The sequence below is a fragment of the Bacillus sp. FJAT-42376 genome (assembly GCF_003816055.1).
Taxonomy (GTDB): Bacteria; Bacillota; Bacilli; order Bacillales; family Bacillaceae; genus Metabacillus_B.
The window spans coordinates 2,273,572-2,290,131 of sequence record NZ_CP033906.1 but is presented as its reverse complement, the minus strand read 5'-3'; the positions used below and the strand labels follow the sequence as shown (position 1 = coordinate 2,290,131).

The window sequence follows — 16,560 nt, the reverse complement described above, 5'->3', positions numbered from 1 at the left end:
AATAAGGAAGATAGGAAAAAGAGTGAACGGCATAAAAAAAAGACGGGGGCTTAAGTCCCCGTCTCTTCAAGTTAATCGTTAATTTCAAGCTGAATTCGTTTAGAGGAGCGTGTCCCCGCTGCGTAGACAACGGAACGAACGGCTCTTGCAATTCTGCCCTGCTTGCCGATGACCTTTCCGACATCGTTCCGGCTGACGGTGAGACGGTACACAATGACCCGGCTCTGAACATTTTCTTCCACCGAAACCATATCGGGCTCATCCACTAGCGGCTTAACAATTGTTTCGATTAACCCGATCATCTGATTCATCTTACTTGTTCAGTTTGGAATTATGGAATTTTTCCATGATTCCTTGAGCTGAGAACAGGTTACGAACTGTGTCAGATGGTTTTGCACCGTTTTGCATCCATTGAAGAGCCAAAGCTTCATCAATTTTCACTTCTGCAGGCTGAGCTACAGGATTGTAAGTTCCTACTGTTTCAATGAAACGTCCATCACGAGGAGAACGGGAATCTGCCACTACAATACGATAAAAAGGAGATTTTTTTGCTCCCATGCGTTTCAAACGAATTTTTACTGCCATTATTAAAGCACCTCCGAAAATAGTTCACAAGATAGTATATTATCAATGTTGCATTGGTTTGTAAAGTGTTTTTTCTTAACAGACCTGAAATTTACATGAATGGAAACTTCATGCCGCCTTTTCTCTTGCCTTTTGACATGCTGGTCATCTGCTTCATCATCTTTTTCATATCTTCAAATTGCTTAAGAAGACGGTTTACCTCCGGAACGGACGTACCGCTGCCCTTGGCGATCCGCTTTCTGCGTCCGGCATTGATGACTTCCGGATGCTGTTTTTCTTCCTTGGTCATGGATTTGATAATCGCTTCCACATGACCAATTTGCTTCTCATCGACCTGAACGTTCTTCAGCCCCTTCATCTTTCCGGCGCCGGGAATCATTCCGAGCAGTTCATCCAGCGGTCCCATGCTGCGGACCTGGCCAAGCTGTTCAAGGAAATCATCAAACGTAAAGCTCGCTGTTCTCATTTTCTGCTCAAGCTCTTTTGCCTTATTTTCATCGACATTCGCCTGAGCTTTTTCAATCAGGGTGAGAACATCCCCCATCCCAAGAATCCTTGATGCCATCCGTTCAGGGTGGAACGCCTCAATCGCATCGAGCTTTTCACCGAGACCCACAAATTTAATCGGCGTGTCGGTTACGGCACGAATAGAAAGGGCAGCCCCGCCACGGGTATCTCCGTCAAGCTTTGTCAGCACGACGCCCGTAAGTCCGAGCCGTTCATTAAAGCTCTGGGCTACATTCACTGCATCCTGTCCGGTCATGGCATCCACGACAAGGAAAATTTCATCCGGATTTGCCAGTTCTTTCACTTGTGACAGCTCATCCATCAGATTTTCATCCACATGAAGACGGCCTGCTGTATCAATCAGCACATAGTCATGGTGCTCCTGCTTGGCATGGGCAATCGCCTGCTTCGCAATTTCAACAGGGCTTACCTGATCACCAAGTGAGAAAACGTCCATATTCAGCTGTTTTCCAAGGGTCTCCAGCTGTTTAATCGCAGCTGGCCGGTAGATATCTGCAGCAACCAGAAGAGGTTTGCGGTTTTGTTTCTTCCTGAGAAGATTCGCAAGTTTCCCTGTCGTCGTCGTCTTACCTGCCCCTTGGAGCCCGACCATCATAATGACCGTCGGCGGCTTCTTCGCAACTGCAATCTTGCTTTGCTCTCCGCCCATTAATGCCGTTAATTCTTCCTTAACGACCTTAATGACCTGCTGTCCGGGAGTGAGACTCTGCATGACCTCCTGGCCGACAGCGCGCTCGCTCACACGTTTGACAAAGTCTTTAACAACTTTAAAGTTAACATCCGCTTCAAGCAGAGCAAGACGGACTTCCCGCATCATTTCTTTTACATCGGCCTCGGAAACTTTCCCTTTGCCGCGAATCTTCGTTATCGTCTGCTGAAGCCGGTCGGCCAATCCTTCGAAAGCCATCTGCACCGCCTCCTTATTCCAAATTATCCAGCGCTTCAATGAGATCCAGCAGCTGTCCTTCGCGATCCGTTTCAGACGCAAGTTCCTTAAGCTGTTTCAAAATTGCATTGCGCTTCTGAAACTTATGAAGTAGCAGCAGCTTTTCTTCGTATTGCTCAAGCATCGTTTCGGTCCGTTTAATATTATCATAAACGGCCTGTCTGCTGACGCTGTACTCTTCGGCAATTTCACCGAGGGAATAATCATCGAGATAATAAAGAGACATATAGCTCTTCTGCTTCGATGTAAGCAGTGACTGATAAAAATCAAAGAGGTAATTCATCCGCGTCGTTTTCTCTAAAATCACGGCTCTCTCCCCTTTTGTTAAGTGAAATGCCTTTACAACAATTACAGTGTACCGAGTTTGGGAAAGCATGTCAAGTTTTTATCTTGACTAGAAAAGCGAAGGCGGCTTGCTCAGCCGTGAGAGCTGATGGAGCTCTCGACCGAGAGGCGCTCTTTGCCTCGACCGAGAGAGCGAAGCAGCCGAACGGCTAGCCGCCGGAGCTAGACAAAAAAACTAAGTTCGATAAGGCGGCTTGCTCAGCCGTGAGAGCTGATGGAGCTCTCGACCGAGAGGCGCTTTTTTAAAGGAAGTTCTGCTAAGAGCGCGGCGTCCTGCCGCAACGCAGAACTGACCCGCATCGTGCGGGCCCGAGATAGCGAAGCAGCCGAACGGCTAGCCGCCGGAGCTAGACACAGAAACTAAGTTCGATGCGGCGCTTGTTTAGCGCTGAGAGACATTGGAGCCCCCGACCGAGAGGCGCTCTTTGCCTCGACCGAGGGGGTGAAATGCCCCTGAGGCATAGCGCCCGGAGCTAGACACACCAAGAAAAGCGAAGGCGGCTTGCTCAGCCTCGACAAGCATAAGACCCTTCGCCGGAGGAAGGTGGTTTTTCCTTCCGCAGGAGAAGGGGCTTATGACCTCGAGAGGCTAGCCGCCGAAGCTAGACACTTAGAAAAGCGCAGGCGGCTTGCCCAGCCGTGAGAGACGGTGGAGCTGGAACTGACAAAGTCGCTCTTTGACTTTGACAGGGCCAGCGAAGCGGCCGAACGGCTAGCCGCCCCGGAGCTAGACACATAAACTAAGTTCCATACGGCGTTTGCTCATGCCGAATGGGACATTGAAGTTCCCGACCGAGAGACTCAAAGTACCAACCTAAAGCAAAGTCAGCAATTATTATTTAAAAGTCAGCAATTCCCTACAGAAAGTCCGCAATTCTCCAAACAAAGTCAGCAATTATCACCTAGAAGTCAGCAATTCCCCAAAAAAAGTCAGCAATTATGAGCCGCATGTCAGCAATTCCCCATAAATCCAGCCTCATGGCCATAGCCAGGATGCAAGATTCTTTGTAATTGATAACATTTATCCTCATTTTTATTTTCTTGAACGCTGATTCGCTGTGAATGTGTACTCCGAATACTGCCGATTCCCATTCCCATGAAAAAAAGCCTGGATACCAGGCTTTTTTCTCTTACGCTTCTTCTACTAAATCTGCAAATAGTCCATAAACATATTGCTGGGCATTAAATTCCTGGAGGTCATCAATTTTTTCGCCTAATCCGACGAACTTCACCGGAATTTCCAGTTCGTTTCGGATCGCCAGAACAATTCCGCCTTTAGCGGTTCCATCCAGTTTTGTCAGGACAATCCCGGTAACATTTGTGGATTGGGAAAATTGCTTTGCCTGGCTCATTGCATTTTGGCCAGTGGTTGCATCGAGGACCAGAAGTACTTCATGGGGAGCTCCCGGAATCTCCCGTTCAATGACGCGTTTTACTTTTTCAAGCTCGTTCATGAGGTTAACTTTGTTTTGAAGCCGGCCGGCTGTGTCACAGATTAGTACATCTGCCTTCCGCGCTTTTGCTGCCTGGACCGCATCAAACATAACCGCAGCAGGGTCTGACCCTTCCGATTGCTTAATAACGGCTGTGCCTGTCCGCTGTCCCCACACCTCAAGCTGTTCGATGGCACCGGCACGGAATGTATCTCCCGCAGCCAGAACAACTGTCTTTCCTTCGTTTTTGAATTTATTGGCGAGTTTTCCGATGGTGGTTGTTTTTCCCACTCCGTTCACACCGACTACTAAAATGACATTCAGCTGGCCGTCCTTCAGATTAAGCTCGGAACTGGATTCTTTGCCATGATCATAAATGTCAACAAGCTTCTCTGAGATCACGTCTCTGACTTCCAGCGGATCCTGTATGTTGCGGCGCTTGACTTCGGACTTCAGCTCATCAATCAAATCCATGACCGTTGCCACACCCACGTCTGCACCAATCAGAATCTCTTCCAATTCTTCAAAAAATTCTTCGTCCACTTTTCGGAATCGGGAAACAAGTTCATTGACTCTGTTTGAGAAATTGGAACGGGTTTTAGTTAGACCATCTTTAAATTTATTTGATACGGTATCAGACTGCTTCGTGATGCTCTCTTTCAGCTTTTTAAAGAAACTCATTGTCTATCATCCTTTCACTTTACAGCGGCAAATTCCTTTGTGTCATCCAGTCTTACCGATACAAGCTTGGATACTCCGGATTCCTGCATCGTAACACCGTATAGAACATCGCATTCTTCCATCGTACCTTTTCGGTGTGTAATGACAATGAATTGAGTTTGCTCACTGAATTTTTTTAAGTATTGGGCAAAACGGAAAACATTGGCTTCGTCGAGTGCAGCTTCTACCTCATCAAGAATGCAGAAAGGCACCGGTCTTACTTTCAGGATCGAGAATAGCAGGGCAATGGCCGTCAATGCCCTTTCCCCTCCTGACAAGAGGCTTAAATGCTGCAGTTTTTTACCTGGCGGCTGGGCGACGATATCCACGCCGGTGTTCAGAAGATCTTCCGGATTGGAAAGCCTCAATTCCGCCCTTCCTCCTCCGAACAAGGCCTGGAAGACGGTTTCAAAATGGGCGCGGATTTGATCAAAAGTAGTGGAAAATCTCCTTTTCATCTCTTCATCCATTTCGTCAATCACCTGATGAAGCGTGTCTTTCGCCTCAAGAAGGTCTTCTCTCTGGTCATGCAGGAACTGATAGCGTTCTGAAACTCTTTCATGTTCATCAATCGCTCCGAGATTAACCGTTCCGAGTTCATCAATCCCCCTCTTAATGAGGCGGACTTTCCTCCTCGCTTCTTCGGGCTCAAGCGTTAATTCGTACCTTTCTTTCGCCCGTTCAAACGTAAGCAGATATTCCTCCCTTAAATGGTTGAGCTTCGTATCCAGCTCAATACCTAGGCGGGTAATCTTCAGTTCTTCATCTTTCAGCCAGTCTGCCATCTGTTTATAAAGGCGGGAGCTCTCTTTTAAATCAAGCTCCATTTTCTCAAGTGCCTGCTGAAGATCGGAGCGTTCGGTTCTTTTCTCCGCAATCATTTCAATGGTCTTATTTTTCTCGTTCAATTTTTCAGCAGAAGCGCTTGATAAGGTTTGCTCTCCGCTCGTATTGGAAGTCACTTCAGTCGTCAATAGCGATAGATCTTCCGTTGCTTCCTGAAGTCTTCCTGTGCTTCCCTCAAGCTCCTCTTTTAAACGGCCTGCTTTTTCGGCTACGTTTTCAAATGACTGCTGTTTTCCGGCCAGGATAATTTTCAGATCCGTCAATTCCTGCTGAAGGGAAGCTTTCGATTCCGCCTGGGAGTTTTTCAACGCGGAAAGCCTGCTGATTTCTTTATCCATTTCTTCGAGTTTTGCACCGGCTTTTTCCATCACCGTATTCAATTCCTTTAACCGGGTCTCATTTCTCTGCTGCTCCTGGTCAAAGGATTCTTTTTCGGCGTCATAAATGGTCAAGTGATCATTTACATTTTTCACTTCCCACTCGGCTTCTTTGACTGCCTGCTGAACGGTATTCAAGCTGGTCCGAAGCTCATCCCCTTCGCGTCTGAGGCTTTCTGCAAGCTTTTCCTGCTCCTGGATGGCAAGCTTCATCTCTTTTACCTGCTGTTCAAGCTGACCGGTTTTTGCTTCCATTTCTTTAAGCTGTCCGGTAATGGCTTCCATCTCTCTGTTGCGGCTCAAAAGAGATCCGGTTTTTTGCTTTACAGCTCCTCCTGTCATCGATCCTCCGGGATTGACCACATCCCCTTCCAGAGTCACAATCCGGTAGCGGAACTGGAGGAGTCTTGACAGTTCATTTGCCCCTTTCAGATCACGGGCCACAACAACGGCGCCAAGCAGGTTTTCGATTACGGAAGAATAGCGGCTGTCATATTCCGCAAGCTCCGATGCAATGCCTAGAAATGACGGCTGTTCCATCAGTTTCATTTTGTCGGCATTCCCTATTTTTCTGCTTTTCATAATGGATAACGGCAAAAAGGTAGCGCGGCCGTAGGAATTCTTTTTTAAAAAGCCGATCGCTGTTCTTGCTGTTTGCTCATCATCGGTCACAATATGCTGGGAAGCTGCCCCGAGAGCGATCTCCATCGCCGTTTCATATTCCTTTTTTGTCTTTATCAGTTCAGCTATGGCGCCGTGAATGCCGGGGAACCTGTCACGTGCTTTTAATATTTCTTTAACACCCTGAAAGAAGCCGGAATAATCTTCCTGCATCGATTCGAGCATTTCCTTGCGGGTCCGGGTCTGCTGAAGAAACTGATAGGCTTTATACAGAGCTGATTCTTTCTTGGCATAAGTTTCTTTATCCGATTCAAGCTTTTTCTGTGCGTCGCGGAAAGCGCCAATCTGCCCGTCCATTTTCGCTTCAAGGACAGAAAGCTCCTCCTGAAGTTTCTCTTTCTTTTCAGAGAGAATTTGCCGTTCCTGCAGATATTTGCTGTTGCTGTCCGATACCCTTTCATTTTTTACAGACTGCTGCCGCTGCTGCTCCATTATGTAGGCAGATTCATTCTTAGCTGAAGTCTGCTGATTTACCACTTCAAAGTACTCACTTTTTAAGAGTTCGATATCATGGTCTATATTTCCGTTCATGGCTTCCAGCAGCATTTGCTTTTCTTTTACTAGCTGCTTCGCTTCTTTCATTTCGGCTGAAAGCGTGACAACCTTTTCTTCTTCTGCTTGAAGATCTTTCTTTAAGACGTCAATTTTAACGGTTAGTTCCTGAATAAGCTGTTCTAGCTGCCCGCGGTTTGCCTGTGCGTTTTTCCTTCTTTCTTTTAAAACCTCTTTCTTCCCCTCCAGCTTTTCAAGCTCCTCGCTTGTTTGAAGAAGAAGCTGCTGAAGACGGTCAATGGTCTCATCAAGGCCGGCTATCCTCGTCCGGGATTCTTTGATCGCCAGTTCCTGCGCCTGAACGGATTGGGCAAGCTCCGCTTCTTTTTCCTGGCCTTTTTCTGCGGAAGAAGTCAGACTGGACCATTTTTTATGGAGCTCTTCAATATCATGAACGGTGAGGGCAACTTCAATCTGCTCAAGCTCCTCTTTTTTTTCCAGATAATCCTTCGCAATCGAAGCCTGTACCTTCAAAGGCTCTACTTGTCCCTCAAGTTCATATAGGATATCCTGGACACGGTTCAGGTTATCCTGGGTTTCGGTTAATTTGTGTTCCGCTTTCTTTTTTCTCGTTTTGTATTTTAAAACACCGGCCGCCTCTTCAAAAATGCTTCGGCGTTCTTCCGCTTTGCTGCTCAGGATTTCTTCTACTTTCCCTTGGCTGATGATGGAGAATGCTTCTTTCCCAAGGCCGGAGTCCATAAATAAATCCACGATATCTTTCAGGCGGCAGGACTGTTTGTTAATGTAATATTCACTTTCGCCTGAGCGGAAGACTTTTCTTGTAATGCTTACTTCATGATAATCAATCGGAAGAAAATGATCTTCGTTATCAAGAGTCAGCGTGACTTCTGCAAGATTTACCCCTCTCCTGGAGTCGCTTCCGGCAAAGATGATGTCTTCCATTTTGCCGCCGCGCAGCGATTTGGCGGATTGTTCTCCGAGTACCCATCTAACGGCATCCGTAATGTTGCTTTTTCCGCTTCCGTTTGGTCCTACTACAGCTGTTACTCCCTTGACAAAATCGACACTTGCCCGATCTGCGAAGGATTTAAATCCTGCTATGTCCAATCGTTTGAGGAACATATTAGATCCCCCTTACCATCATTAAATTCAAACATATTTTAACACAATCCTTTTATAAGAAAAGCTGATTTTAAAACCCCGTACGGGTCTACAAAAAAAGACCGCCCTGCTGTCCAAGTTCCGTTCCTGCTTCCATCTTGCCGGCAGGCGGAGTCTGTCAAGCGGGGTCAGCCCGATTATTTAGAGTTCGTTTGCATTTTGGAGAGTGCTTCCTGGGCAGCGTGCTGCTCGGCTTCTTTTTTGGAGCGGCCATTTCCTGTACCCAGTACTGCTCCCTCAAGAGATACAACAGCTTCAAATTCTCTGCTGTGGGCAGGTCCTTTTTCTGAAAGTATTTTATATTCCAGTGGCCCTCTGCCATCTCTTTGCACCAGCTCCTGAAGCTGGCTTTTAAAATCCATCACATGAGAAAAAGCACCTTCGTTCACCTTAGGAAAAACATATTTCTTCAGAAAATCGACTACCGGGTCCAGCCCTTTATCCAAATAAAGCGCCCCGATAAATGCTTCAAAAACATCAGCAAGGAGTGCAGGTCTCGCACGGCCGCCTGTCATTTCTTCCCCTTTTCCGAGAAGAATCAGACTGCCGAAAGACAGATCGTTGGCGAATGACACGAGAGATGGTTCGCATACAATGGCTGCACGCAGTTTTGTTAAATCTCCCTCTGTCATCGTCGGGTATTTGTTGTAAAGAAAATGGGAGACGGTCAATTCAAGAACGGCATCCCCTAAAAATTCAAGGCGCTCATTGTCTTCATAAGGTTTTTTTCGATGCTCATTCACATACGATGAATGGGTGAAAGCCTGATACAGAAGTTTTTCATTGGTAAAGGTCTGTCCGACACTTTCCTGGAATTGCTTAAATTCTTCCGCTTTTTTGGCGAAATTCCTTCTCTCTTTATAATGCGTATGCTTTTGCATAACTACCTCCATCATTACCAAAACAATTGGGGCGCTTCCTCCTCGTATAAAAGGGAGAAAGCCCCGCATTCATAGCGGGACTTCAACATACTTTACTGTTGGCTCTGTATGTAGTTAACAGCGTCACCCACTGTAGCGATTTTCTCTGCATCTTCATCAGAAATCTCCATATCGAACTCATCTTCAAGTTCCATTACAAGCTCAACTACATCCAGGGAATCAGCTCCGAGGTCATCTTTAAAAGAGGACTCCATCTTTACTTCGGAAGCATCGACTCCAAGGCGGTCAACGATGATCTTTGTTACGCGATCTAAAACGTCTGCCATTACATTCACCTCCCCTCAAGTATTATAGTCAATCTGAACGGAAAACACCAGATTGATTTTGCAAATGTTCTACATGAACATTCCGCCATTTACGTGAAGCGTCTGCCCGGTCATGTATGCACTGTTTTCACTGGCCAAAAAAGTGACGAGATTGGCTATATCCTGACCTTCTCCAAACTTGGCAAGCGGAATCTGCTTCAGCATTTCTTCTTTTATTTCGTCCGTCAGTTTATCCGTCATATCCGTTGTGATAAACCCTGGGGCAACAGCATTTACGGTTATATTCCTGGCCGCGAGTTCCCTGGCGGATGTTTTCGTTAATCCGATCACACCCGCTTTGGCCGCTACATAGTTAGCCTGGCCCGGATTGCCAATCTCACCGACAACGGAGGTAATGTTAATGATCCGGCCGTTTCTTTGCTTCATCATTTGCCTTGTGACCGCTTTGGTGCAAATAAATACGCCCTTCAGGTTCGTATTCACTACATCATCCCACTCATCTTCTTTCATTCTCATCAGCAGGTTATCTCTAGTGATCCCAGCGTTGTTGACAAGAATATCGAGTGTGCCAAATCGGTCTGTGACTTGTTTTACCATATCCTTGACCGCTTCAGCATCAGACACATCCGCCTTAATGGTGATCGCTTCTCTGCCCATTGCCGTAATCTCATCGGCTGTTTCTTTCGCCATTTGTTCATTGCCTGCAAAATTAACGGCGACGTTCGCCCCGTTTTTGGCAAGATCCAATGCAATCGCGCGGCCGATTCCTCTTGATGCTCCTGTTACGATCGCTGTTTTGCCTTGTAATAGCATCATGACTCCTCCTTAAGCGCTTCAACTGCCGCCTGAAGTGTCGCCATATCCGATACGGAAAGCGTCTTTACATTGCGGTCAATTTTTTTGATCAGTCCTGAAAGTACTTTACCTGAACCGATTTCAACGAACGTGTCCACTCCGTTTTCAATCATGGTTTTGACGGATTCCTCCCAGCGGACAGGAGAATAAAGCTGCTGGATGAGCAATTCCTGAATGCGGCCGCCTTCCTTTTCAGGCTGTGCCGTCACATTCGCGATCACCGGAATCGAAGCATCCTTTAATTCCATATTGTCCAAAACCGATTTCAGCTGATTGGCTGCAGGCTTCATTAATTCAGAGTGGAATGGCCCGCTCACATCAAGTGGGATCGCTCTCTTTGCACCGGCTTCTTTCGCTTTCGCAGACGCAAGCTCAACTCCCTTAGCGGTTCCGGAAATGACGATTTGCCCCGGGCAGTTTAAGTTCGCCAGCTGGACCGAGTGGCCTTCCTCTGTTACCGTTTGGGCAATCTCCCGTAATGTCGGGGCTTCCATTCCCATAATGGCTGCCATAGCGCCTTCACCGGCCGGCACTGCTTCATTCATAAACTCTCCCCGTCTCCGGACAGCAAGCACCGCATCTTCAAAGGAGAGAACACCGGAAGCAACAAGCGCTGAGTATTCACCAAGGCTGTGTCCAGCTGTATAATCGGGTCTGATTCCTTCCTTGTCAAGGAGCTGCCAGGCTGCAATACTTGCTGTTACAAGCGCAGGCTGGGCATTATATGTAAGGGTCAATTCCTCTTTCGGGCCTTCGAGCATAATTTGGCTCAAATTAGCTTCCAGCACTTCATCTGCTTTTTGAAAAAGAGCTTTTCCTTCTTTGGTCTGTTCAGCAAAATCCTGCCCCATCCCAACGGTCTGAGACCCCTGACCGGGGAAAACAAATGCAATTTTAGACATATCTATTCCTCCATTATTCAGCCGTTTGACGTTCAGCAACCGCGGCTCTGATTGTACCGGATACATCATGGGCAATCATGTCTCTCGTTTGGCGGATCGCATTGTATACGGCATTGGGGTCGGATGACCCATGTGCTTTTACAACAGGAGCATTTAATCCAAACAGAGCGGCACCGCCATATTCAGAGTAATCCAATTGGGTCCGGATTCCCTTTAGCTTCGGTTTGAGAACTGCAGCAGCAAGCTTCGATTTCAGATTGCTCGTCAAAGCCGTTTTTAGCATTGAAAAAACTGAAATTGCCGTTCCCTCAATCGTTTTCAATGTGACATTGCCGGTAAATCCATCGGTTACGACGACATCCGCTGCGCCGTCCAGCAAATCACGCGCCTCGACATTTCCCTTGAAATGAAGACCGGATTCCTTAAGCTTTAAAAATGTATGTTTTGTCAGGTCATTCCCTTTTTTATCTTCTGTTCCAACATTCAGAAGACCGACAGACGGATTTTTTACCCCTCTTACTTTTTCTGCATACACCGATCCCATAATGGCATATTGCAGCAAATGTTCAGGCTTGGCATCTACATTTGCCCCGACATCCAAAAATAAAAATCCCTTGCCGTCAAGAGTCGGCAAAGTGGGGGCCAGGGCCGGACGGTCAATGCCGTCGATTCTGCCCACAATGAAAAGACCGGCTGTCATAAGCGCGCCTGTGTTGCCGGCTGAGATGCAGGCATCCGCTCTTCCTTCCTTCACCTCATTCGCCATGAGGACCAAAGAAGCGTTTTTCTTTCTTCGCACTGCTCTCACCGGTTCATCTTCAGGCTCAATGACTTCAGTGGTGTGAAGAATAGCCATTCGCTCATGAGGAGACACATGTTTGCTGATTTCATCTTCGTTCCCGATCAGGGTGATATGAAGATCCGGGAATGCATTCAGCGCTTTTGCCGCTCCTTCACAAATCGCCTGAGGGGCATTGTCGCCGCCCATAGCATCGATTGCAATTTTCATTCATGGTTCATCCTTTATCAGTTGGTTGATTCGAGCGGTACATTTCAAAATCTCCTGAAAAGACAAGCTCGTTTCCTACATAGCTGTTTACCATTACGGTTGTCCGTCCATTTGTGCCATTCACTTTCTCCACTTTAGCTTTCGCTACAACCCGCTCCCCTTCCATTACCTGTCTCGTAAAGCGGATATCCGCTTTTGCAGTGAGCGCTAACTCATCATTTATGACAGCTACGGCAAGCGAATTTGCCTGGGCAAAGAGATGATGGCCCCTGGCAATTTGGTTGCGGCGGAAAACATGTTCTTTTTTTACTTCAAAAATGGAAATGGCGCTTTGATCGAGATCAAGGTCAATAATGTCGCCGATAATTTCTTCCGGAGGCAAAGATCTCACTTCATCTTCCATTGATGCCTGAGCCACGGATCTGATTCTTTCACGCAGCTCCGGTATGCTCAGCTCCAGCCGGTCAAGCCGTATTGTCTGGATGCTTACTTGAAATTTATCAGAAAGCTCTTCATCCGTAATAAAAGGAGTATCGCTGATTGTCTCCAGCAGAAGCTGCTGTCTTTCTTTTTTTGTTCGCTTCATGTTTAAGGCTACACCATCCGCACTATTATGACTAGGTACTAATAGTAGTATATAATCTAAACAATTGGATTGCAAGGATGATTAATCAAGTTTCTCCCCTTCCAAAACACCGGCAGATTCCAAGTATCCCCTTAACATTTCGTACTCCGGTTCGTTCCAGAACGCTTTGGAATAAATTAGCTTGGCGGCATCCTCCCTGGCCGTTTCCAGAGCCCGGTAATCATGGACCATATCTGCCACCCTGAATTCAGGCAGACCGCTTTGTTTTTTCCCGAAAAAGTCACCGGGTCCGCGGAGTTCAAGGTCCTTTTCAGATAGCACAAAGCCGTCATTTGTTTCTGTCATGATTTTCATTCGTTCTTTGCCCGTTTCCGATTTGGGATCGGCAAGCAAAATACAATAGGATTGTTCGCTTCCCCTTCCGACACGGCCTCTAAGCTGATGGAGCTGGGATAATCCGAACCGTTCCGCATCATAAATAACCATGATGGTCGCGTTTGGAACATTCACTCCTACTTCCACCACGGTCGTGGAAACGAGAATTTGTGTCTGGTTTTCACTGAATTCCCGCATCACAGCTTCCTTTTCATTCGGATGCAGTCTGCCGTGCATAAGGCCGACATTCCACTTAGGCGAGAATGAATGCACAAGCATGGCGTGGACATCAATCGCATTTTGCACATCCAGTTTTTCGGATTCTTCAATCAAGGGGCAAATCACATAGGCTTGTCTGCCTTTTTTTACTTCCTTGTCGATAAACCCAAGAATCCGGTCAAGCAAATTATGCTTCACCCAGTAGGTTTCAATGGTTTTCCGTCCTGCAGGAAGCTGATCAATGACCGATACATCCATTTCTCCGAATGCCGTAATCGCAAGCGTTCTCGGAATAGGTGTGGCGGTCATAAACAGGACATCAGGGGATTCCCCTTTTTCCCTTAGAACCCTTCTCTGATTCACTCCGAATCGATGCTGCTCGTCTGTAATAACAAGGCCAAGCTTATGGAAATTCACTTCATCCTGAATAAGCGCGTGTGTTCCGACGAGTATGTGAATCTCTCCGGCTGAGAGGCGCTCGAGCAGTTCTCTTCTTCTTTTTCCTTTTACAGAACTCGTTAAGAGGGCCACAGTAAGTCCAAGCGGTTCAAAAAGTCCGTGAAGAGAAGCAGCATGCTGCTCGGCAAGGATTTCAGTAGGAACCATCAGGGCACTTTGATAGCCTGAACAACTAGCCGCATACATCGCAACGGCTGCTACGACCGTTTTACCGGACCCCACATCTCCTTGAAGGAGCCGGTTCATCCGGTAAGGCGATCTCATATCCTGTTTGATTTCATCCAATACCTTTTCCTGGGCGGCAGTCAGATCAAATGGGAGGGCTTTAGTGAACACGGAGATATCTTCCTCGGTAAAATCATGCCGGATTCCCTTCGACTGCTCCCTCTGCACTTTCCGGAGAGCCTGCATCTTCAGCTGGAACATGAGGAACTCTTCATAAACAAACCTTCTTCTTGCATGCTTCAAATTTTCATGATCAAGAGGCAGGTGAACGGTTTTAACCGCTTCTTGCTTCGCCATCAGTTTGTATCGTTCGCGGATTTGATCTGGAAGGTTCTCAGGGATTGCCCCGCCAAACTCCTTTAAAGCATGGACAATATGCTTACGGAGGCTTTTCACCGTTACAGAGCCTTTTACTGTATAAACAGGCTCTAAATCCTGTCCGGATTCACGGGGAGCAAAAGACAGGTCCTGAAGGGTGATGGTTTGCCTGTTTTTATCCCATTTTCCGCTGACGGTCACAACTTGATTAATTAAAAGCTTTTTTTTATAAAAAGGCCGGTTAAAGCAGACAACACTCACGAGATATCTTCCAACTAAAAGCCTGAAAGTCAATCTTGATTTCTTTTTCCCGTAAAAGACGAGAGAAGGTTCACTATGAACCTTCCCTTCGACGGTAACCCGTTCGTCATGCTGGACTTCAGCCAGATCTTTTAATCGGTAATCTTCATAGCGGTAAGGAAAATATTCAAGCAGGTCCTCAATCGTATGAATCCCCATTTCCATGAAAACAGAGGCCGTCTCTTCGCCGACCCCTTTTAATACAGAAACAGGTTCCTTTATATTAAGGCTCACGGCGGTCCAACGGAATTCCGAAAATTTTCGCTTCTAGCTCTCTTCCTGTAGGAGTAGCAGCTAAACCGCCTTGAGCGGTCTCCTTTAAAGCGGTCGGCATCGTTTGGCCGATTTTGTACATCGCATCAATGACTTCATCACAAGGAATCCTGCTTGTTATTCCCGCAAGAGCCATATCAGCCGCAACCATGGCGTTTGCCGCTCCCATGGCATTTCGTTTTACGCAAGGCACTTCAACGAGGCCTGCTACCGGATCACAGACAAGGCCCAGCATATTTTTGAGGGTAATCGCCATCGCCTCTGCTGCCTGGCTTGGGGTTCCCCCTGCCATTTCCGTTATTGCGGCAGCAGCCATTCCTGCTGCCGATCCCACTTCCGCCTGGCACCCGCCTGCGGCCCCCGAGATCGATGCGTTGTTTGCCACAACAAATCCAAATGCGCCGGAAGTAAAAAGAAATTCAATCATCTCTTCCCGGGTTGGATGGAGCTTGTCCCTCACTGCAAAAAGCGTCCCCGGAACAACTCCCGCCGATCCTGCTGTCGGAGTTGCGCAAATGGTTCCCATTGCGGCATTCACTTCATTTGTCGCAACCGCCTTGCTGACTGCGTCCAAAATCGTTTCTCCGGATAAAAAGTTCCCTTTCTCAATGTATGCCTGCATGAGGACTGCATCTCCACCCGTTAGGCCAGAATGGGATTTGACGCCGGCCAGGCCTTTTTCCACTGCCTGCTCCATCACTTCCAGATTTCTGTCCATCATCGCAAACACTTCGTCCCGGGTTTTTCCGGTCACATCCATTTCCTGCTGAATCATTACTTCTGATATTTTACAGCCGCGGCTGTATGCAAGCTCCACGAGCTCTGCAACATTACGAAACATTGTTTTTCCCTCCGTCCTCTTTCGAACCTGCTATTCTGCTATTTTAGTAACCTGCAATATATTTGGCAGCGTTTTCAATTCCTCAATAACCCCTGTTTCCATATTTTGATCAACTTCAATGGTCATCAGGGCAAGCTGTCCTTTTTCTTTTCTGGAAACATTCATATGCCCTATATTAATGGCATGCTTGGCCAGAACGTTCGCTACACCCGCAATGGCTCCGTACCGGTCATTATGCATAACAAGGAGCGCCGGATGATTACCTGATAGCTGCAGCAAAAAACCATTCAGCTCTGTAATTTCAATTTTGCCTCCGCCGATCGATATGCCGACCAATTCAAGCTGCCCCTGATCATCACCAATAATCACTCTTGCGGTATTAGGATGATCCGTTACCGCTTCTTCTTCGAGAAACGTAATTTTCATACCTTTTGAACCGGCAATATCGAGGGAAGTTTTAATCCGCTCATCAAATGTATCAAAATCCAGTATCCCCCCGATAATGGCGACATCCGTCCCATGCCCGCGGTATGTTTTAGCAAAAGATCCATAAAACGAAACCGTTGCCCATTTCGGCTCCCTTCCAAAAAGACTGCGGGCTACTCTGCCGATTCTCGCAGCCCCGGCTGTATGAGAGCTGGAAGGTCCGATCATAACAGGACCAATAATATCAAAAACACTCCGGTATTTCATCTATGTACCCCTCTCTGTTTATATTGTTCAAAAGGATTTACACCGCACGTACAGAAATGCGGCACTCCCAGTAAATCTTATCAGATGCCATTCGTCTGTATAGCAGACGGCAGAAGAGGAAATCAGCAGAGCTTTAGATTTGCCTCAAGTGCTTTCAGTT

The 16,560-nt window shown here is 47.0% G+C and carries 15 protein-coding genes; all 15 read right to left on the bottom strand.

The genetic code is table 11. The features are described 5' to 3' along the window. Positions 1-71: 71 nt before the first annotated feature. Positions 72-302, bottom strand: a complete 231-nt coding sequence (locus tag CEF21_RS11490; protein WP_123916469.1) for a KH domain-containing protein — start codon at positions 300-302, stop codon at positions 72-74. A 10-nt stretch (positions 303-312) separates the two neighbouring features. Further along, positions 313-585 carry a 30S ribosomal protein S16 gene (gene rpsP / locus CEF21_RS11485; protein WP_035411990.1) on the bottom strand — a complete coding sequence of 91 codons (273 nt, stop codon included), beginning with the start codon at positions 583-585 and terminating at the stop codon, positions 313-315. Between the two features lie 91 nt (positions 586-676). Beyond that, positions 677-2,020 carry a signal recognition particle protein gene (gene ffh / locus CEF21_RS11480; protein WP_123916467.1) on the bottom strand — a complete coding sequence of 448 codons (1,344 nt, stop codon included), beginning with the start codon at positions 2,018-2,020 and terminating at the stop codon, positions 677-679. A 13-nt stretch (positions 2,021-2,033) separates the two neighbouring features. Next, on the bottom strand, positions 2,034-2,366 hold the full coding sequence (locus CEF21_RS11475; protein ID WP_123916465.1) for a putative DNA-binding protein: 333 nt from the start codon (positions 2,364-2,366) through the stop codon (positions 2,034-2,036). 1,168 nt (positions 2,367-3,534) lie between these two features. Further along, positions 3,535-4,518 (bottom strand): signal recognition particle-docking protein FtsY, encoded by a 984-nt coding sequence (ftsY, locus tag CEF21_RS11470; protein WP_123916463.1) that lies wholly within the window; start codon positions 4,516-4,518, stop codon positions 3,535-3,537. 14 nt (positions 4,519-4,532) lie between these two features. Beyond that, a complete protein-coding gene (gene smc, locus CEF21_RS11465) occupies positions 4,533-8,099 on the bottom strand; it encodes a chromosome segregation protein SMC (protein ID WP_123916461.1) in 3,567 nt (1,188 codons plus the stop codon). A gap of 176 nt (positions 8,100-8,275) precedes the next feature. Further along, positions 8,276-9,019, bottom strand: a complete 744-nt coding sequence (rnc, locus tag CEF21_RS11460; RefSeq protein ID WP_123916459.1) for a ribonuclease III — start codon at positions 9,017-9,019, stop codon at positions 8,276-8,278. 92 nt (positions 9,020-9,111) lie between these two features. Then, positions 9,112-9,345, bottom strand: a complete 234-nt coding sequence (acpP, locus tag CEF21_RS11455) for an acyl carrier protein (protein ID WP_123916457.1) — start codon at positions 9,343-9,345, stop codon at positions 9,112-9,114. A 69-nt stretch (positions 9,346-9,414) separates the two neighbouring features. Continuing rightward, positions 9,415-10,158, bottom strand: coding sequence for a 3-oxoacyl-[acyl-carrier-protein] reductase (gene fabG / locus CEF21_RS11450; protein ID WP_123920179.1), 744 nt, complete (start codon positions 10,156-10,158; stop codon positions 9,415-9,417). Beyond that, entirely contained in the window at positions 10,158-11,102 is a 945-nt protein-coding gene (fabD, locus tag CEF21_RS11445) for an ACP S-malonyltransferase (RefSeq protein ID WP_123916455.1), read from the bottom strand. The genes fabG and fabD overlap by 1 nt, the downstream gene beginning before the upstream one ends. A gap of 13 nt (positions 11,103-11,115) precedes the next feature. After that, positions 11,116-12,111, bottom strand: coding sequence for a phosphate acyltransferase PlsX (plsX, locus tag CEF21_RS11440; RefSeq protein WP_123916453.1), 996 nt, complete (start codon positions 12,109-12,111; stop codon positions 11,116-11,118). A gap of 7 nt (positions 12,112-12,118) precedes the next feature. Then, on the bottom strand, positions 12,119-12,697 hold the full coding sequence (fapR, locus tag CEF21_RS11435; RefSeq protein WP_123916451.1) for a transcription factor FapR: 579 nt from the start codon (positions 12,695-12,697) through the stop codon (positions 12,119-12,121). Between the two features lie 81 nt (positions 12,698-12,778). Further along, entirely contained in the window at positions 12,779-14,827 is a 2,049-nt protein-coding gene (gene recG, locus CEF21_RS11430; RefSeq protein WP_123916449.1) for an ATP-dependent DNA helicase RecG, read from the bottom strand. Then, the gene (gene sdaAA / locus CEF21_RS11425) at positions 14,817-15,707 is read right to left on the bottom strand and encodes an L-serine ammonia-lyase, iron-sulfur-dependent, subunit alpha (protein WP_123916447.1); all 891 of its coding nucleotides are present in this window, start codon (positions 15,705-15,707) and stop codon (positions 14,817-14,819) included. The genes recG and sdaAA overlap by 11 nt, the downstream gene beginning before the upstream one ends. Positions 15,708-15,737: 30 nt before the next feature. Then, complete coding sequence (gene sdaAB / locus CEF21_RS11420; protein ID WP_123916445.1) at positions 15,738-16,400, bottom strand: L-serine ammonia-lyase, iron-sulfur-dependent subunit beta; 663 nt, start codon at positions 16,398-16,400, stop codon at positions 15,738-15,740. Positions 16,401-16,560: the final 160 nt, after the last annotated feature.